Origin of the sequence: Novosphingobium aquae (genome assembly GCF_037572715.1) — a bacterium.
Taxonomy (GTDB): domain Bacteria; phylum Pseudomonadota; class Alphaproteobacteria; order Sphingomonadales; family Sphingomonadaceae; genus Novosphingobium; species Novosphingobium aquae.
Window position 1 is genome coordinate 38,548 of the sequence record NZ_JBBHJY010000007.1, and the last position, 17,887, is coordinate 56,434.

Consider the following 17,887-nt stretch of genomic DNA (forward strand, 5'->3'; position numbering starts at 1 on the left):
AAATGAACTTCCGAGTCGCCCGCCGCTTTGCCCTGACCACCACTGCCGCCGCTCTCGTTCTGGGCCTGGCATCCTGCGGCAAGGAAGATTCCTCGACCGCCGCATCGGGCATGCCGGTCGTCTCGGCCACGCCGCACGCCAATGTCCCCCCGCCGGCCGGCAAGTCGTGGGTCGAAGTGGTCGAAGTCACCCCCGATGGCGGCTACCGCGTCGGCAATCCGGACGCGCCGGTAAGGCTGCTCGAATATGGCTCGCTGTCATGCCCGCACTGCGCGAAACTGGCTCAGGACAGCTTCAAGAAGCTGTTCGGCGAATATATCACTTCGGGCCGGCTGAGCTTTGAATTCCGCTCCTTTGCCATCCATCCTCAGGACGTGCCGCTGACCGTGCTGGTCCAGTGTGGTTCACCTGACGGTTTCGTCAATCGGGTGGAACAGGTCTACGCCAATTTTGACGAGCTGGGCCAGGCCACGCAGCGCGGAGCGCAGGCTGCCGAACAGGCGCTGACCCTGCCGGAAAACCAGCGCTTCGTCGCCATGGCACAGGCGCTCGGCCTGACCGAATTCTTCGCCCAGCGCGGCATTTCAGTCGATCAGGGCAAGGCCTGCCTCGCCGATTTCACCAAGGCCACGCAGGTCGCCAAGAACGCCGAAGCTTACGGCGCCAAGGGCATCAGCTCCACCCCGACGCTGTTCATCAACGATGTCCAGACCGACAAGACCGAATGGAACAGCCTTGATGCGGCCCTGATGGCTGCCGGCCTGCGTTAGGCAGGCCACGAGGGCAGACAGGCACGGCGATGCGGATCAAGCGGCTCAAGCTCAGCGGCTTCAAAAGCTTCGTCGAGCCGGCCGAACTGCGCATTGAAACCGGCCTGACCGGGGTTGTCGGCCCTAACGGCTGCGGCAAGTCCAACCTGCTCGAAGCCATCCGCTGGGTGATGGGCGAAAATTCAGCCAAGTCGCTGCGCGGCGGCGGCATGGAAGACGTGATTTTCGCAGGTACCGCCCAGCGCCCGTCGCGCGATTTCGCCGAAGTCGTGCTCCACGCCGAGGACGGCGAGGGCGAGGAGCTTGAGGTTGTCCGCCGGATCGAGCGCGGCGCCGGCAGCGCCTACCGCGTCAACGGGCGCGACGTGCGGGCCAAAGACGTTGCGCTGGTTTTCGCAGATGCCGCCACCGGGGCGCATTCCCCCGCGCTGGTCAGCCAGGGCAAGATCGCAGCCGTCATCGCTGCCAAGCCTGCCGAGCGCCGCCAGATGCTCGAGGAAGCCGCCGGCATCGCGGGGCTGCACGTACGCCGCAAGGACGCCGAACAGAAGCTGCGCGCGACCGAGGCCAATCTCGCCCGGCTCGAAGACATCATGGGCCAGCTGGACCAGCAGATCGGCGCGCTGCGCCGGCAAGCACGGCAGGCCGAACGCTACACCGCCCTGTCGGAAAAGATCCGTCTTGCCGAGGCACGGCTGGTCTTCGCCCGCTGGCGCGATGCCGCCGCCGCCGCCGATGCCGCGCGGGCCGAGGCGCAAGGGGCAGAGGCCCGCGTCAACGAGGCGCAGGCTGTGCTGAAGGTCGCGCAGACGGCTCAGTTCGAAGGCGCGGAAAAGCTCGCCGAGATGCGCGACGAACTGGCCGATCGGCGCGACGATGCCTCGGCCCACGGCCACCGGCAGGCGGCGCTGACCACCCAGCTGGAAGCGGCGGAACATCAGCTTAAAAACCTCGACCGGCAACGCACCCGGCTGGAGGAAGATCGCGGCGATGCCGACCGGCTGACCCGCGATGCTGCCGAGGCTTTGGCCCGGCTGGAACGCGATCTCGCCGAAGGTCTGGCCGCACTTGAACGCGACGAAAAGCGCCGGCCCGAACTGGCTGCTGCGCTCGACAATGCCGACCGCGCCGCGCGGCAGGCCGAACTGGCGCTAGCGCAGGCGACCGCCGCACAGGCCGGGGTTGAAGCCGAATGGCGCGTTGCAGATGCGGCCTTGTCTGCCGCGCAGCAGCGGCTGCAACGGCTCGATAGCGAAATCGCCCGACAGGCCGACCTGCGCGCCTCGCTTGCCCGTGAAGGCGATCCCGCCGCCGCGCTCGCCGCCGCCGATGCGGCGCGCCAGCATGCCGAAGCCGCGCTTGCCGATGCCCGCGCCGCGCTGGAAGGCCAGCAGGCGCGCAAGGCCGAATTGCAGGCGGCGCGCGATGCGGTCAGTTCCACTCTCGCCTCGGCCCGCGCTGAACTGGCCGGGGTCGAGCGCGAACACGCCGCGCTTTCCCGCGACCGTGAAGCGCGCGCACGGCAGGCAAAGGGCGGCCACGGCCTCACCGCCGCGATCGACGCCTTGCGCGCAGCGCCCGGTTACGAACGCGCGCTTGCCGCCGTGTTGGGGCGCGATGCCAAGGCGGGATTGGGCGCGGCTCCCGCAGGCGCGGAAGGCCGCTTCTGGGCTGGCGCCGAGGCCCCCGCCCCGGTGAAGGGCAGCCTCGCCGCGCACGTCAGCACCTGCCCACCGCAACTCGCCGCCCGCCTAGCGCTGGTTCACGTTGCCGATGCCGACGATGGCCGCAGCCTCGCTCCCGGCGAATGGCTGGTCACCCGCGACGGCGCGCTGCGCCGCTGGGACGGCTTCTTCGCGCGCGGTGAAGGGGCGGCCGAGGCTGCCCGGCTGGAAGCGGAGAACCGCTTCGCAGCGCTGGTGGAAGTACTTCCAGCGCTGCGTGAAGCCGCTGCGACCGCCGAAGCGGCGGCGCAGGCGCTTCAATCCGAACTCGGCGAACTGCAGCTGAAGGTGATCGCTTCGGAACGCGCGGTCGCCGCTGCGGCCGATGCTGAACGCAGCGCCTTGCGCGCGCTCGATCAGGCCGAAGCCGCCAAGGCGCGGCTGGAAGCACGGCAAGTCGAACTCGCTGCGGCAGCTGACGAACTTGCCGCCCAATGCGCCACTGCCGAGGGCGAACTTTCCGCTGCCGAACGCGCCCGCGCCGCGCTGCCCGATCCTGAAAGCGGCCGCGCGCAGCTATCCGCCGCGCAAGGCAAGAACGATGCCGCGCGCACCGCGATGCAGGGCGCCACCGCTGCGCTCGCCGCGCATGACCAGGCGCTGGCCGTGGCGCGCGAGCGGACCAATGCGCAGCGCTCCGACATGGCCGGCTGGCAGGCGCGCGCCGGGGACGCCGCCAATCGCCTCGCCCAGATGGGCATGCGTTATGAAGAGATCGAGGCCGAGCGCGCCATCGTCGGGGCCAAGCCGGCGTCACTCATGAAAGAGATCGAGGCCGGCGATGCCGTGCGCGCGCGCCTTGCCGCCGAACTCGTCGCCGCCGAAGCTGCCGTGACCGCCGCATCCGATGAGGCGCGCAAGGCCGATGCCGAATTCGCTCGCGCCAACGAAGTGCTCGCCACGGCGCGCGAATCCCGCGCCGGCGCAGCCGCCCGCGCCGAGAACGAGGAAGAGCGTCGCGCGGAAATGGGCCGCATTTCAGGCGAGCGCTTCCAGTGCCCGCCGCCGCTGCTGCCTGAGCGGTTCGCATTCGCCGCCGCCGAAGTCTCCGGATCGGGCGAGGAATCGGCGACGATGGACCGGCTAGTTGCCGAGCGCGAGCGTATCGGACCGGTAAACCTTGTCGCCGCCGAGGAACTCAAGGTCGCCGAGGAACGCCACGGCACCAGCCTCGCCGAACAGGCTGAACTGGCCGAAGCGGTCAACCGGCTGCGCGGATCAATCGGCAACCTCAATCGCGAGGGCCGCGAGCGGCTGCGCGCCGCTTTCGAGGCGGTCAACGGCCACTTTCAGGTGCTGTTCGCCAAGCTGTTTCAGGGCGGGCAGGCCCACCTCGCGTTGGTCGACAGCGACGATCCGCTCGAAGCTGGGCTGGAAATCTTCGCCCAGCCGCCGGGCAAGCGGCTACAATCGCTGACGCTGCTTTCGGGCGGCGAACAGGCATTAACCGCAGTGGCACTTATCTTCGGGTTGTTCCTAACCAATCCGGCACCGATCTGTGTGCTCGACGAGGTCGATGCGCCGCTTGACGATGCCAATATCGAACGGTTCTGCGATCTGCTCGATACCATGGTCGGCGAAACCGACACCCGCTACCTCATCGTCACGCACAATGCCGTGACCATGAGCCGGATGCACCGCTTGTTCGGCGTGACCATGATCGAACAGGGCGTGTCGCGCCTCGTCAGCGTCGACCTTGGCGGGGCGGAGGAATTGCTGGCGGCAGCGCAGTAGACCGCCGCCAGATTACTTTCACTTCCGCCCGGCAATCCAATCGTCGACGCGGGCTTCTAGCACCGGCAGCGGCATTGATCCGCCGCCGACGACAAGGTCATCGAAGGCTTTGATGTCAAACCTGGCGCCAAGTGCCTTCTCTGCCTTGGCGCGCAGGTCCATGATCTTGATCATGCCGATCTTGTAGCCGGTCGCCTGCCCCGGCAGCGTGATGTAACGACGCACTTCGGAACGCGCCTGCTGCGCGGGCAACCGTCCGGTGGCGGTCATATATTGGACCGCCTGATCCTCGCTCCAGCCCATGGCATGCAAACCGGTGTCGGTGACGAGGCGCGAGGCGCGGAACAGTTCGGCGTCGAGCCGCATGAAGTCTGCCGCGACATCCGGGTATGCGCCCATTTCCTTGCAGAGCAGCTCCGAATAGAGCGCCCAGCCTTCGCTGTAGGCGACATAGCCGCTGGCGGTGCGGAACTTTGGCACGCCGGTCTGCCGCACGGCGATGTCGCCTTGCATGACGTGGCCGGGAACGCCTTCGTGGCACATCAGGTCGATGGTCTTGGCCGGGTCGAGCGTCTGACCGAGGAGGTGGAGATAGACGCGGCCCGGACGCGAGCCGTCGGGACTAGGGCCGGAAGCATGGGCAGCGCCACCCGCGACTTCGCTGAACGCGGGTTCGCGGATCACTTCGATGCGGTGGACCGGCTTGAGGTTGAACCGCGCGCCGAGCAGTTCGCGGTTGCGGGCAATTGCCGCGTTCGAGGCATCGAGGTAAGCCTTGCGCAGTTCGTCGGTATAGATTTGCGGCGGGAATTTCTTCGCGCGGTCGGCGTAGAAGGCGTGACGGTCGGCCAGCCCCGCAGCCTGCGCGAGCGCGTCCTGCTCGGCCTCGATCCGCTTGACCTCGCCAAGGCCGATGGCGTGGACCTGCGCGGCCGACAGATCGAGCGTGGTGTTGAGTTTGAGCGCGGCGGCGTACCAAGCTGTGCCACCGGGGAGCGATCCGGCACCGACCTTGCCGGCGGGCGCACCCGGCAGCGCGGTCTTCGCCCATGCACCGACCCGGTCATAGGCGGGCTTGGCGGCAAGGATGGCCGCGGCTGCATCAGACAGCAGGGCCTTGGCCTCGCCCGCGCTGACCTTGCCGTCCGCTTCCAGCTTGCCGATCTTGGTGCGGGCGTCGGCCATCAGCGCCGAATCCGCGCCGCCATCGAAGGGCACGCCGCTGGTCAGCGCCTTGGCTGAACCGATAATCCGCTCGACCTGGAACTTGGGCACGTTGATGCCCTGGGCCTGCGCCTGCAGCGTTTGCACGCGGGCGACGTCGAGCATTCTGGGCAGGCCCTTCAGCCGCGCGATGTAGCCGCGCATGTCCGCAGCGTCCTTCACCGTGTGGGTGTTTATAAGGAAGTCGGGCAGCTGCGCGTGGGCCGAATAGAGCGTCGAATAGAACGGCGGCTGATAACGGCGGAACTTGTATTGCAGTTCCAGACGTTCCAGTTCGACCAGCCACATGTCGTAGTTCGCCTTGCCCGTGGCCGAGAGGCCCGCGCGCTTGAACGCCGCCTTCATCCGCGCGGCGCTGGCACGGCGCGCTTGCAGGCGGGCGAGCTGGCCGGCGGCAGTCGTATCATCCCAGCGGTCGATCCCGTCCTTGATCCCCAGCCGCGTCGCGAGCTGCGGGCGCAGCCGCAGGTCGGCGGCGAATTCATTGTCGAGGAAGGCCGTCAGACGCGCATCCTCAGCCTCGGCAGACGCAGCGGTGGGCGCAGCGAGGACGGCAGGGGCGGTGAGCGGAACAAGGGCGACGACGGCAATAGCGAACAGCGAACGCTTCATGGAATTCTCCTTCATGATCGTCAGCCTAACAGGCTTGCCGCCGCACTCAACTGGCGGGCGCGGCTATTCGACCAGCGTCAACCGAGCACGAAGCGCGGCCCTGCCCCAGCCGCCGAAATCTTGTCGTCGCGGTTGTAGAGCTGGCAGCGTTGCAGGCTTAGGCAACCGCAGCCAATGCACTCGTCCAGCTTGGCACGGGTGCGGGTGAGCAACTGGATCCGCGCATCGATCTGCGCGCGCATCGAGCGGCTGATCGCTTGCCAGTCCGCGAGTGTCGGGGTGCGCCCCTGCGGCAGGCGCGAGAGTTGCTCCTCGATCTCGGTCAGGTTCAGCCCGAGCTTCTGCGCGATGAGGATGAACGACAGGCGGCGGATGTCGCTGCGCAGGAAGCGGCGCTGGTTGCCCATGGTGCGGAACGCCTGCACCAGTCCGCGATCCTCGTAGAAGCGGATCGCCGATACCGCGAGCCCGGTACGCCGCGCCAGTTCACCGATCGGGAGCAGATCGTTCTTGTCCATGGCCGCCCTTTCGGTCGATTTTGCTTGATCTCAAGTTAACTTGAGGTTGTACAAAGATAAAGCGCTTTAATTCGAAGCTGCAGCAAATGCATGTAATCAGGAGCTTTATTGTGCCAAACGGATTCCTTGAACACACCAACCTCACCGTCAGCGATCCTGACCGCCTGTCCGGCCTGCTGCAGCAATTATGCAATTGGCACGAACGCTGGAGCGGCCCGGCGCAGCTTGGCAGGCGGACAATCCATGTCGGAACCGAGAAGCAATACCTCGCGCTTTATGCCCGCGCCGACGGTGCTGCCGGGCCGTTCACAAAGGGAGCGCCGCTCAACCATGTTGCACTGGTGGTCGACGATATTGAGGCCGCCGAGGCGCTCGTCGTGACGGCCGGGCTCGAGCCCTTTGCCCACGGCGACTACGATCCCGGCCGGCGGTTCTACTTCTTCGACTGGGACGGGATCGAGTTCGAAATCGTCACTTACGGCTAAAGCAAGCCGGGCTGGACCGGTGGCTTCAGCGGCGCGTTCATGGCCGCGCCGCCGCCAGTCCAGCGCTCCTGCGTCTGCTCGACGGTCAGCGAGTCTTCCCACGTCGCACAGAGAGCGAGCGCGTCTTCGGGCGTGCCCTCCAGCCAATACTTTTGAGCAGCGCGTGACAGGATCAGCGGCATCCGGTCATGCACTTCGGCCATCTGCGGATGCCCGTCGACCATGACGATCGTGTAGACCTCGCCCCACTCCTCGCTCCAGCGCCACAGGCCGGCGACGGCGAACAGGTCTTCACCCGGTAGGCCATACCAGGTGCGGGTCATGCGCCCCTTCTCGCCCTCGGCCTCGGCCCAGGCGGAGACGGGGACGAGGCAGCGGCGCCGGACAAAACTGTCGCGCCAAAAGCCGGTCAGCAGCTTGTCCTCGCGCGCGTTGGTCACTGGCTTGGATTTCAGCTTCTGCCCCTGCTTGCCCTTCAGCGCGAGCGGGAAGCCCCAGGTCATCGCCCGCACCTGCCCTTCTGCAACAACTCGGCCCGGGTAGCCGGGATAGAGTTCGTCCGCGACATTCAGGCCGACCGGTGCCTCCGCATCAAACAGCTTGGCGACTTCGGCTGTGCCCTTGGTCATGCGGTAGAGGTTGCACATCAAGCGTTCCCGACGATCCAGCAAGCCAGCGCCATGAGCAAGCCAGCCATGCGGTTCGAACGAAAGCGGGCGAGCGCATTATCGTTGTCGCCCGGCTTCAGCGTTGTCACCTGCCAGAAAAGGTGGGCGGCGACCGGCAGCAGCGCAAGGCTGGCGATCAGGTCCGGGCGCAGGAGCCAGAAGGCCGCAGCCCAGCAGACAATCGCCGCGCCATAGAATCCCGCGACACCGCCGCGCACCCTGCCGCCCAGCGCCCGCGCGGAGGAACGGATGCCGACCAGCGCATCATCCTCACGGTCCTGCAGCGCGTAGATCGTGTCATAGCCGATCACCCAGGCAATCGACCCGGCATAGAGCAGCGCCAGCACCTCCAGCCGGTCGAGCCGCAATTCACTCCACCCCACCAGCGCGCCCCACGAAAACACGAGGCCCAGCCACGCCTGCGGCCACCACGTGATGCGCTTCATGAAAGGATAGGCCGCCACCGGCGCGATCGAGGCAAGGGCCACGATCTGCGCCTCCCAGCGCAATTGCAGCAGCACGACCAACCCGATCAGGCACAGCGCCAGCAGCCAGATCCACGCCGCGCGCTTGCTCACCCGCCCGCTCGCCACCGGACGGCTGGCGGTGCGCGTCACTTGCCGGTCGAGGTCAGCATCGACGAGATCGTTGTAGACGCAGCCCGCACCGCGCATGGTGATTGCACCCAGCAGCAGCCAGGCGATCAGGTCCCACCGCGCCTGTCCGCCCGCCAGAAGCACGCCCCAGGCACAGGGCCAGAACAGTAACCACCAGCCAATCGGCCGGTCGAACCGGGCAAGCAGGGCATAGTCACGCAATCGTTGCGGCAGGGCGGCGACGATGCCGCGGTGCTGGCTGTCGGGAACGATGCCGGAAGTGCTGGCAGGAGTGTCTGTCATCGACTCACCATGGCACAGGCAGGCCTGTCTGGACAACTTGCCCCTTCCCCTCAGCGGCAGGAGTTGAGCCGAATTGCTCCGCTCGTCGCGCCCCGCTCACTACCCGACCCCGACTTATGCTTGCATTCATCTGCGAGCAAGGTAGCGGCCAACACGGGTCCGCGCAGGTTCACTATCAAGGATGACTTCATGCGTTTCATTTCCGGAGAAACAGGGGTGCACATCGCTCTGGCCATGATGGCGCTGCCGCTTTCGGCAGGCGTTCATGCCCAGCAGGAAACGGCAAATGCCAACATCGTCGTCAATGCGCCGGTGCTGACCCCAGGTCCGGAAATCAAGGGCGTGATCACTGCGCGCAACGAAAACCGGATCAAGGTGACGGCGATGGACGGCACGGCAACGGTGATCGATCTGAGCGAAACGACGAAGTTCAAAACGAGCGGCGGCGGATTCTCGAAGAAGAACCCGGCATCGAGTGCAGCCCTGCTCAATGGCATGCCGGTGACGGTCAAGACCATGCAATCCGAAGCCGGGCTGATGGCCAGCCAGGTCAGCTTCAAGAGCGGCGATTACAAAACGGCGGCGATGATCCGCAATGCCACCGATCAGCGCTTTGGCGAACAGACCGCCGCCACCGAGGCGCTCAAGGGCCGCATGGGCGACATCGACAAGTACAACGTCAAGGCAACGACCAACGTCTATTTCGATACCGGCAAATCCGCGCTTTCCCCGCAGGCACGGGCCGAACTGTGCAATGCCGCCGCTGCGGCGGAAGGCACGAACAACGCGCTGTTGCTTGTCGTCGGCTATACCGATTCGGTCGGCAGCGACGAATACAACCAGGTGCTCAGCGAAAAGCGCGCCAATAGCGTGATCAACTACCTCCAGCAGCAGTGCCACTGGAAGCCGTACCGGATGCTGACGCCGACCGGCATGGCCAAGGCCGACCCGCTGGCGGACAATTCCACCGAAGAAGGCAAGGCGCAGAACCGCCGCGTGGCGGTGAACGTGCTGGTCAGCAAGGGCCTCGACGGGCTGTAAGAACCAGGCGTGACGCGGGCGGGCGCAGTCGTTATGGCTGCGCCATGCCCGCAACGCCCCTGCCCAAAGTTCCGGCCTGGCCGCCCAAAAGCGCACCGCGCCTGTTCGTCGAACAGGTTCTGGCCGAAGGCGCAACCATCTCGATCGAAGGCCCGCAGGCCCATTACCTTTCCCGCGTAATGCGCGTGGCCGCGGGCGATGCGGTGATCCTGTGCGATAATGTCACTGGCGAATGGGCGGCGCGGGTCGCCTCTGCCGGCAAGCGCGAGGTCCTGCTTTCGCCTGAGACCTTGCTGCGCCCGCGCGAGGGCGTGCCCGATTTCACCCTCTGCGCCGCGCTGCTCAAGAAGGACCGGTTCGACCTTGTACTCGAAAAGGCCTGCGAGTTGGGCGCAGCACGCATTCAGCCGTTGCTGACCCGGCGCTGCGTGGCGGACAAGCTCAACCTTGAACGCGCCCGCGCCGTGCTGGTTGAAGCCGCCGAGCAATGCGCCCGCACGGCGCTGCCCGAGATTTCCGCGCCAGTGAAGCTCGATGCCCTGCTGCGGGATTGGGACGGAAACCGCGCGCTGTTCTTCGCTGACGAGAATGGCGGGGAACCGGCAGCGGCGTCCTTTTCCGCCCATTCCGGCACGGCAGCCCTGCTCACCGGCCCCGAAGGCGGCTTTGACGAGAGCGAGCGCGCCGCGATCCGCGCCCTGCCGCAAGCCCGCGCGATAACCCTTGGCCCCCGTGTGCTGCGCGGCGAAACCGCGGCGATCGGCGGCATGGCGCTGTGGATGGGGATTGCGGGCGACTGGACCGACTGATTTTTGCACTGGCGCCGGAGCGAACAAAACACTACCTCGCCCGCATGAGCACAAGACAGGTTTCAGAACGCAACGATCCCGTGATCGAGCGCCGCGAGGATCTCGTCGTGCCGATGGCCAAGGGTGAAAAGCCCCGCGAAAACTGGCGGATCGGCACCGAGCATGAGAAATTTGTCTATGCGCAGAGCGATCACCACGCCCCCAGTTACGACGAAAAGGGCGGCATTCTCGACCTGCTGGTCGCGTTGCAGGACTATGGCTGGAAGCCGATTCTGGAAGGTGGCAAGATCATTGCGCTGTCGGGCGCGGACGGCAATGTCAGCCTGGAACCCGCCGGCCAGCTCGAACTTTCCGGCGCGCCGCTGGAAAACCTGCACCAGACCTGCGCCGAAACCGGCCGCCACCTGGCTCAGGTCAAGGAAATCGGCGAGAAATTCGGCATCGGTTTCCTTGGCCTTGGCATGTGGCCTGACAAGACCCGCGAAGAGCTGCCGATCATGCCCAAGGGCCGCTATGCCATCATGCTGCGCCATATGCCGCGGGTCGGATCGATGGGCCTCGACATGATGCTGCGCACCTGCACCATCCAGACCAACCTCGACTATTCGAGCGAGGCGGACATGGTGCAGAAGTTCCGCGTGTCGCTCGCCCTGCAGCCGCTGGCGACCGCGCTGTTCGCCAATTCGCCTTTCACCGAAGGCAAGCCCAACGGCATGCTTTCGTATCGCAGCCACATCTGGTCGGACACCGATCCCGCGCGCACCGGCATGTTGCCCTTCGTGTTCGAGGACGGCTTCGGGTACGAACGCTATGTCGACTACATGCTCGATGTGCCGATGTACTTCGTTTACCGCGACGGCAAATATATCGACGCCGCCGGCCTCAGCTTCCGCGATTTCCTTGATGGCAAGCTCTCGGTCCTGCCCGGCGAAAAGCCGACGCTGAGCGACTGGAACGACCACCTTTCCACCGCCTTCCCCGAAGTGCGGCTCAAAAGCTTCCTCGAGATGCGCGGCGCCGATGGCGGTCCCTGGGGCCGGATCTGTGCCCTGCCCGCCTTCTGGGTCGGCCTCCTTTACGATCAGGGCGCGCTCGATGCGGCGTGGAACCTCGTCAAGGACTGGGACATGGAAGGGCGCGAGAAACTGCGCGCCTCGGTGCCCAAGCTGGCGCTCGATGCGCCGATCCCCGGCGGCGGCAGCCTGCGCGATATCGCTGCCGAAGTGCTGGCGATTTCACGTTCGGGCCTGAACTCCCGAGCCAAGCTCAACGCTGCCGGCGACAACGAAAGCGGCTACCTCGGCCCGCTCGATGATATCGTCGCCAGCGGGAAAGTGCCGGCCCAGCGCCTGCTCGACCGCTTCCACGGCGAATGGGGCGGCGACGTTTCGCGCGTCTACGAAGAAAAGAGCTTCTGATGAGCGTTATTGTCATGGGCGAGTTCCGCCTGCCCGCCGAGAACCTCGAAGCCGCGCGCCCGGCGATGGAACGGGTGGTCACGCTGACCCGCGCAGAGGACGGCTGCCTCGGCTATTCCTATGCGCCCGACCTGCTCGATCCCTGCCTGATCCGCATAGCCGAGAAGTGGGAAAGCGCCGAAGCGCTCGCCGCGCACCTTGCTGCGCCGCACATGGACGAGTGGAAGCGGGTGCGTGAGGGTTTTGGCCTGACGGGCCGCTCGGTGACGATGTACGAAATCGCCAGCGAACGCGCCGTCTGATTGACTACTCAGCCGGCTGCACCACCGCGCCGCGCTGGGGCTTCAGCCCTGCCAACAACCGGTTGATAAAGCGCGTTACCGTGGGATTGCGGTCCATCCACGCGTGGTATTCGCGGTACTTGGCATCTTCCGAGAGCAGGTGCTTTTCCTCGGTCTTGGCACGCCAGAAATAGATTGCGCTCACGCCGGCGAGGCAGACAGCGTTGCGCACCGCGTCAGTTGTCGACCCGTTGGTGACAAGGAACGGCATCGTCGCAAGCCACCAGAACGCGTTCTTTGACAGGTAGGCCGGGTGCCGCGTCCAGCGGTAGGGGCCATGGGTCAGCACGCCGCGATAGGTAAGGTTGGAAAAGCGCATACCGAAAGCCACGGTCGCCGAGGCATAGATGCCGGTGAGGGTAACCAGCAGCGCCGCCCAGACCCACAGCAGCACCGTCTGCCCCTGCAGCCACCACGTCCAGTCCGCCGTCGCCGCCTCGTAGAACAGCGGGCCGCCCTGGTTCATCATCTGGAACGGCGGATAGCACATCAGCGCCGCGACCCAGCCGGCAAGGAACGGATTGGCCGAGCGGATCTGCGCATCGAGCGGTTTCATCGTCAGGATATAGCCGACCGTGCCGATCTGTTCATCGACGACGAACATCATCAGCACCAGCAGGTTGGCGATGGCAACGGGATCGCGCCAGAAGCCGGCCCAGTCGCGCCCGACAAGGTCGGCGAAACCGCCCGGAACGATCGAGATCATGAAGGCGGTGAAGAAGCCTTTGACGGCCCATGCCCGCAAGTGAATCGCAATCTGCGCCGGGTCATGCGCCTCGCGCCCGATCAGCCAGGCGCCGAGGTGCCAGCAGGCATCGCGCGGCTCCACCAGCACGCGGTCGAGCCACAGGACATAAGGCACGGAGAGCAGGAACAGCGGCACCGCCGACCAGCCGAGTACCGTCATCGCCACCTGATAGGGGCCATCCCAGTACCAACGGAACAGGCAATAGAGGAAGCCGATGATCGCCCATGTCGCCCAGAGGCCGGCCAGTTTGGTGATCGAAATGTCGACCACCGAGGCGAGCGGGCGCTTGATCTTCCAGTCGATCCCGGTCGAGGGGCGCAAGTGGACCTTTTCGACCAGCACCGACCACAGGACCATCGGCAGAGCGCAGAAAACCAGACCCATCAGCGCTGCGTTCGGCCCGGTCAACCGCTCGCGCGGGCTGCTCAGGACGAAGGCATCGACGATCTCGGGCCAGAAGTGGCAGAACGCCACCCACACAGCGAGGCCCAACAGGCCGACGAGCCCGACGGCTCCGGCAACGTCACTCTTGGGCCGCGGATCGGCGACAGGCGCAGGCGTGTTCACAGCCTGCGCCATAAGGCCAAATGGTTAAGCGCCCGGTAAAACCGGCGACAAATCAGCGGAAGCTGGTGATCCGGCCGCTGTCGTCGAGGATGTAGAGCGTGTTGCCGGCAACGATCGGCGCCAGGCTGACGCTGCTCGACAGCTTGGTGAACAGGGCCACCGAACCGTCTGCCACGCTGGCCGAGTAGATTTCGCCTTCGGTATTGGCCACCCACAGGCGGTTGTTGGCCAGCACCGGGCCGGTCCAGAAGATCGGGTTCTTCTTCTTCTTGACGTTCTCGAACGCCTGGAACTGGGTCGCCCAGCGCACCTTGCCGGTGCCGCGCGCGATGCACAGCAGCTTGGCGTCGTCAGTCAGCGTGAAGATCCATTCACCCGCGATCGCCGGGGTGGAGATGCCTGCAAGGTTTAGCTCCCAGACGCGCTGGCCGGTGAGCAATTCATAGGCCGCCATACGGCCGCCCTGACCGAGCGCGAAGACGCGGCCCCGGTCGACGATCGGATCGGCGTCAATGTCAGTCAGCACGCCCACGGTGGTCGAAAGCGAGGTGCGCGCCAATGCGTCGGACCACAGCGTGCGGCCGTTTTCATAGCGGTAGGCAACCAGTTCGCCAGTCGAATAGCCAGCGATCACCGAACCCTGCCCGACAGTCGGCGCGGCAACGCCGAAGATGCCCGACAGGCCGTTCGAGCCGCTTTCATTCCACAGCAGCGCGCCATCGGCGCCGTTGAGCGCGATCAACTGGTTCGACTGGGTCATGACGAAGACCTGGTCGAATTCCACGGTCGGCGAACCGCGCAGCGGACCGGCGGGCTTTACCTTCCACAGCTGGCTGCCGTCATTGGCGTTGAGCGCGGCGACTTCACCGACGCCGGTGGTGATATAGACTTTGCCGTCATCATAGGCAGCACCGCCGCCGAATACTGAACTGGCGCCGTCACCGGTGATCTTGAACGACTTGGTCCAGCGCTGGGCACCGGTGGCCGCGTCAAAGGCGTGAACCACGCCGGCGGTGTCCATCACGAACATCATGCCGCCGCCGATCACCGGCGATGCGGCGAGGCGCTGGCTCTTGCTGTTGCCCTGGATCGACTGGGTCCAGCCGCGCGCCGGCGCTTCGGCCAGAGCGAGGTGGCCATAGGACTTGGTAGGCGTGTTGCCGGCCTGCGGCCAATCGGCATTGGGCTCTGCCGGCGGCAGCACGACAGCGACCGAGGCGAGGTTGGGATCGACCTTGGCACCCGATTCGACCCGACTGAGGATCGGCACGCGGTTGCCCACGGTGGGGGTGGTCGGGCCCTTCTTGCCGAATACGCCGCAGCCCGAAAGCGTCACCGCCATGGCAAGCGCGGCCAGAGTCGCCGCGCGGCGAAGCGGGGTCTTGGAGGTCATCGGGGCATCCTTCATTTTAATCCCAGTCATCTTACTGTTGCCCCTGCTGCGGCGCATTGGCCGCGGTCACATCTTTCACGGCCTCGTTCACGTCATCGACCGCATCGACGCCAAGGTATCCTGCCATCTGCCGCGCGCGGCGGCGCAGGCTGTCGGGCACTGTCTTGTCGCGCGCAATCGAGGCGAAAAGCGGGCCGGCGAGATCATTCTTGCCCTGCTTGAGATAGGCCATGCCGAGCAGTTCCGCTGCAGAGCCGAACCACGGCTTGCCCGGCACTGCCAGCGGCTTCATCGCGGCGACAATCTTGTCAGGCGCGGCGCTATCGAAGATTAGCGCGGTCTGGCGGATCGTTGCGAGATCGCGGTACGCCTGCGGGGCGCTGCTGTCTGCGGCGATCGCGGCAAAGGCCTTGGCGGCATCGTTGCTTTTGCCCTGTTCGGCGAGAATCCCGGCCTGCAGCATCCGCGCCGAAGCCTGACTGCCGTCATTGCTGCCCTTGGTCAGCGGATCGAGCAGCTTGCTGGCTTCATCGAGCTTGCCAGCTTCGAGTTGGTCGAGCGCCTTCACATAGGTTTCGGCGCGCTCGGCCCGGCCCTGATCCTGATGATAATCCCAGCCGATCCACGCGCCAAGGCCAGCAAGGCCGAGGAATATCGCCGCGCCAATCGGCTTGCCCCAGCGCTTGATCAGGTCAAGTGCCTGATCTTCGCGCAGCGCCTCGTCCACCTCGCGCATGAAGCCCTCTTTCTGGGCATCATCGCGGCTGAGTGCGGGGGATTTCGAATTTTCAGGGCTGAGGGCCAAGTCTGGTGTCTTTCGGCAAGCGGGTCCGGTTTGGCGGCTGTTTAGGGTTCGGACCGGGCCTTTTCAACGGAATTGATCGTGAAGCCCGCCTGAATAACCGGGTTTGTCACCCGAATCGTTCGCGTTTCATCGCTTTCGCGTACGCCTGACGGTAAGCGGCGACCATCGTCGCCTCGTCGAATTCGGCCCGCGCCCGTGTGCGGTTGGCCTCGCCGACCTTTTTCCGGCCCACCGGATCGAGCGCCAGCGCCTCAAGCGCGTCGACATAGTCGCTCTCGCGCTCCTTAGGAATCACGTAGGGCCGGTTGGCTTCCGACACCATCTGCGCGACATCGCCGACATCGGTGGAAACAACTGCGAGGCCCGCTGCCATCGCCTCGACCACCGAGATCGGGAACTGTTCACTGTCAGACGACAGCGCGAACAGATCGAACAGGCCGATGACCTTGGCAGGATCGGCGATGAAGCCGGGCATGTGCACCCGGTAGCCGACATCGAGCGCCATCGCCTGCTTCAGGATCGCCTCGCGCTCGGGTCCTTCGCCCAGGATCACCAGTTGCCAGTTATCAGGAAGGTGCGAAAAGGCGCGGACCAAACGTGGCAGGTTTTTCACTTCGCGCAGGCCAGCAATAGTGCCGAGCCACGATTCGTCATCATGCTTGATCACGCGTGGCAGCGCATCGCGCCGGGCCTTGCGGCCATAGTCCGAAGTCTGGATGCCGTTTGCGATGCGGTGGACCTTGCCGCGCGGCTGCGCCCAGGCAGTGAGCGCGATATGTTCCAGCTGGCGCGAGGGCACGACCAGCACCTCGGCATGGGCCAGTGCCAGCCGGCGATACCAGTTGCGCGAGGTCTTGAGCTTGATCGCCTCATCCGCGTTGAAGCCGTCCTCGTGGTGGACCAGCGGCGGCAGGCCCATACGGGGGCCAAGCAGCGTGTGCGCCATCACCGCATCCATCGCGCCCCAGTTATAGGTCAGGACAAGGTCATAGCCCGCCATGGCCTTGGCAATCCGTTCGATCCGGCGTGGCAGCGGCTTGCCCTGAAGCGATGGAAAATCCGTGGGATAGTTCACCCTGGCGCGAGGCGAGATTGCGACCTTTGCGCCCATCGCGCCGGGAATGGCCGAGACGATGTCGTGTTCGATGCCGGGACCAAAGGCGTTGATCAGCTTGGCGCAGCGCAGCTCCTTGCCGCCCGCGTTGAAGCTGGAATGGAGATGCAGGACGCGCATGTTGGGTCTTGCTTTCAGCCGGCCCGGGCGAGCAGGCGGTCAATCGCGGCAGCGGCTTCCGGCTCTTCGAGCGTGGGCGCATGGCCGACGCGCGGCACGGTGACCAGTTCGACGTCCGGCCCGCATTCGCCCATCTTGCGGAACGTCTCGGCAGAGATCAGCTCGGTCAGTTCTGCGCGCAGCACGGTGACCGGTTTGGCGGCAAGCGCCTGAAAACCCGGCCACATGTGCGGCTGGCTGGTATAGTCGACGCCCTTGAACGGCTCGGCGATCTTCATGTCATAGTCGAACACGATGCGGCCATTGCTCGACAGGGTCATCGTACGTTTGGCCATGACCAGCCAGTCATCGATCTTCCAGTCCGGAAATGCGGCTCCGTGGGTTTCCTCTATAGCGCGGGCGGCGTGCATCCAGGTGGGGAAAGTGCGCCCCTGCCCGAGATAGTCCATGATCCGGTCAAGGCCGACGGTCTCCACCTCTGGCCCGATATCGTTGAGCAGGCATCCGGCCACTCGGCCGGGCATGGTGTATCCCATGATGATCGTCATGATTCCGCCCATCGACGTGCCGATGGAAACGAAGCGGTCGATCTGCAATTCGTCGAGCAGAGCGGTGACATCCTGAACATATTGCACCGGGTTGTAAGTCGCCGGGTCCTTAGCATAGGCGCTGTCACCCCGGCCGCGCATGTCGGGGCAGATCACCCGCCAGCCGTTTGCCGCCAGCCGCGGCGCGACGACTTCGAAATCGCGGGCATTGCGGGTCAGGCCATGCATGCACAGTACGGGCGGGCGGCCATCCGCACTGGCCCCCGTTGCTGCATAGTCGCGGTAATGGAGCTTGAGCCCGTCCTGGCTCGTCCAATAGCGGTCTTCAAACTGGCTCACACGGTTCCTC

Annotated in this window: 16 protein-coding genes; 7 read left to right on the forward strand and 9 right to left on the reverse strand. The window is 65.6% G+C overall.

The features are described from left to right. The first annotated feature begins 2 nt into the window (after positions 1–2). A complete protein-coding gene (locus tag WG900_RS13660; RefSeq protein WP_339967821.1) occupies positions 3–770 on the forward strand; it encodes a thioredoxin domain-containing protein in 768 nt (255 codons plus the stop codon). 29 nt (positions 771–799) lie between these two features. Further along, entirely contained in the window at positions 800–4,228 is a 3,429-nt protein-coding gene (smc, locus tag WG900_RS13665) for a chromosome segregation protein SMC (RefSeq protein ID WP_339967822.1), read from the forward strand. Between the two features lie 18 nt (positions 4,229–4,246). Here the strand turns inward: smc and WG900_RS13670 are convergent, their stop codons facing one another. Together WG900_RS13670 and soxR are read right to left on the reverse strand one after the other, a co-directional pair. Continuing rightward, positions 4,247–6,064: a DUF885 domain-containing protein gene (locus WG900_RS13670; RefSeq protein ID WP_339967823.1), complete on the reverse strand. Its 1,818-nt coding sequence runs from the start codon at positions 6,062–6,064 to the stop codon at positions 4,247–4,249. A 77-nt stretch (positions 6,065–6,141) separates the two neighbouring features. After that, on the reverse strand, positions 6,142–6,582 hold the full coding sequence (gene soxR / locus WG900_RS13675) for a redox-sensitive transcriptional activator SoxR (RefSeq protein WP_339967824.1): 441 nt from the start codon (positions 6,580–6,582) through the stop codon (positions 6,142–6,144). Between the two features lie 110 nt (positions 6,583–6,692). On the opposite strand from soxR, the gene WG900_RS13680 reads away from it, so the two are divergent. Next, on the forward strand, positions 6,693–7,067 hold the full coding sequence (locus WG900_RS13680; protein ID WP_339967825.1) for a VOC family protein: 375 nt from the start codon (positions 6,693–6,695) through the stop codon (positions 7,065–7,067). Here WG900_RS13680 and WG900_RS13685 read toward each other — a convergent pair. Together WG900_RS13685 and ubiA are read right to left on the reverse strand one after the other, a co-directional pair. Continuing rightward, positions 7,064–7,714, reverse strand: coding sequence for an SOS response-associated peptidase (locus WG900_RS13685; RefSeq protein WP_339967826.1), 651 nt, complete (start codon positions 7,712–7,714; stop codon positions 7,064–7,066). The two genes, WG900_RS13680 and WG900_RS13685, sit on opposite strands and share 4 nt — an antisense overlap. Beyond that, the gene (ubiA, locus tag WG900_RS13690) at positions 7,714–8,634 is read right to left on the reverse strand and encodes a 4-hydroxybenzoate octaprenyltransferase (protein WP_339967827.1); all 921 of its coding nucleotides are present in this window, start codon (positions 8,632–8,634) and stop codon (positions 7,714–7,716) included. Before ubiA ends, WG900_RS13685 begins: the two co-directional genes overlap by 1 nt. Positions 8,635–8,823: 189 nt before the next feature. Here ubiA and WG900_RS13695 point away from each other — a divergent pair, with 189 nt between their 5' ends. From WG900_RS13695 to WG900_RS13710, 4 genes are read left to right on the forward strand one after another with little or no spacing between them, the layout of a single operon-like run. After that, entirely contained in the window at positions 8,824–9,675 is an 852-nt protein-coding gene (locus tag WG900_RS13695; protein WP_339967828.1) for an OmpA family protein, read from the forward strand. A gap of 59 nt (positions 9,676–9,734) precedes the next feature. After that, the gene (locus tag WG900_RS13700) at positions 9,735–10,484 is read left to right on the forward strand and encodes a 16S rRNA (uracil(1498)-N(3))-methyltransferase (protein WP_339968135.1); all 750 of its coding nucleotides are present in this window, start codon (positions 9,735–9,737) and stop codon (positions 10,482–10,484) included. Between the two features lie 44 nt (positions 10,485–10,528). Further along, the gene (locus WG900_RS13705; protein ID WP_339967829.1) at positions 10,529–11,902 is read left to right on the forward strand and encodes a glutamate--cysteine ligase; all 1,374 of its coding nucleotides are present in this window, start codon (positions 10,529–10,531) and stop codon (positions 11,900–11,902) included. Beyond that, positions 11,902–12,204 (forward strand): putative quinol monooxygenase, encoded by a 303-nt coding sequence (locus tag WG900_RS13710; RefSeq protein WP_339967830.1) that lies wholly within the window; start codon positions 11,902–11,904, stop codon positions 12,202–12,204. The genes WG900_RS13705 and WG900_RS13710 overlap by 1 nt, the downstream gene beginning before the upstream one ends. Before the next feature lie 4 nt (positions 12,205–12,208). On the opposite strand, the gene WG900_RS13715 is transcribed toward WG900_RS13710, so the two are convergent. The 5 genes from WG900_RS13715 to WG900_RS13735 form a co-directional block, all read right to left on the reverse strand. Next, a complete protein-coding gene (locus tag WG900_RS13715) occupies positions 12,209–13,570 on the reverse strand; it encodes a methyltransferase family protein (RefSeq protein ID WP_417597932.1) in 1,362 nt (453 codons plus the stop codon). A 40-nt stretch (positions 13,571–13,610) separates the two neighbouring features. Beyond that, complete coding sequence (locus tag WG900_RS13720; protein ID WP_339967834.1) at positions 13,611–14,951, reverse strand: PQQ-like beta-propeller repeat protein; 1,341 nt, start codon at positions 14,949–14,951, stop codon at positions 13,611–13,613. 31 nt (positions 14,952–14,982) lie between these two features. Continuing rightward, on the reverse strand, positions 14,983–15,756 hold the full coding sequence (locus WG900_RS13725) for a tetratricopeptide repeat protein (protein WP_339967835.1): 774 nt from the start codon (positions 15,754–15,756) through the stop codon (positions 14,983–14,985). Positions 15,757–15,862: 106 nt separating this feature from the next. Continuing rightward, a complete protein-coding gene (locus tag WG900_RS13730) occupies positions 15,863–16,990 on the reverse strand; it encodes a glycosyltransferase (protein WP_339967836.1) in 1,128 nt (375 codons plus the stop codon). A 14-nt stretch (positions 16,991–17,004) separates the two neighbouring features. Next, positions 17,005–17,877 (reverse strand): alpha/beta fold hydrolase, encoded by an 873-nt coding sequence (locus WG900_RS13735; RefSeq protein ID WP_339967837.1) that lies wholly within the window; start codon positions 17,875–17,877, stop codon positions 17,005–17,007. Positions 17,878–17,887: the final 10 nt, after the last annotated feature.

Excerpts from the sequence above, each read along its gene's own strand:
- WG900_RS13660 (WP_339967821.1), top strand. The coding sequence starts at position 3 with ATGAACTTCCGAGTCGCCCGCCGCTTTGCCCTGACCACCACTGCCGCC.
- smc (WP_339967822.1), top strand. The coding sequence starts at position 800 with ATGCGGATCAAGCGGCTCAAGCTCAGCGGCTTCAAAAGCTTCGTCGAG.
- WG900_RS13670 (WP_339967823.1), bottom strand. The coding sequence starts at position 6,064 with ATGAAGCGTTCGCTGTTCGCTATTGCCGTCGTCGCCCTTGTTCCGCTC.
- soxR (WP_339967824.1), bottom strand. The coding sequence starts at position 6,582 with ATGGACAAGAACGATCTGCTCCCGATCGGTGAACTGGCGCGGCGTACC.
- WG900_RS13685 (WP_339967826.1), bottom strand. The coding sequence starts at position 7,714 with ATGTGCAACCTCTACCGCATGACCAAGGGCACAGCCGAAGTCGCCAAG.
- ubiA (WP_339967827.1), bottom strand. The coding sequence starts at position 8,634 with ATGACAGACACTCCTGCCAGCACTTCCGGCATCGTTCCCGACAGCCAG.
- WG900_RS13695 (WP_339967828.1), top strand. The coding sequence starts at position 8,824 with ATGCGTTTCATTTCCGGAGAAACAGGGGTGCACATCGCTCTGGCCATG.
- WG900_RS13705 (WP_339967829.1), top strand. The coding sequence starts at position 10,529 with ATGAGCACAAGACAGGTTTCAGAACGCAACGATCCCGTGATCGAGCGC.
- WG900_RS13710 (WP_339967830.1), top strand. The coding sequence starts at position 11,902 with ATGAGCGTTATTGTCATGGGCGAGTTCCGCCTGCCCGCCGAGAACCTC.
- WG900_RS13715 (WP_417597932.1), bottom strand. The coding sequence starts at position 13,570 with ATGGCGCAGGCTGTGAACACGCCTGCGCCTGTCGCCGATCCGCGGCCC.
- WG900_RS13720 (WP_339967834.1), bottom strand. The coding sequence starts at position 14,951 with ATGACCTCCAAGACCCCGCTTCGCCGCGCGGCGACTCTGGCCGCGCTT.
- WG900_RS13730 (WP_339967836.1), bottom strand. The coding sequence starts at position 16,990 with ATGCGCGTCCTGCATCTCCATTCCAGCTTCAACGCGGGCGGCAAGGAG.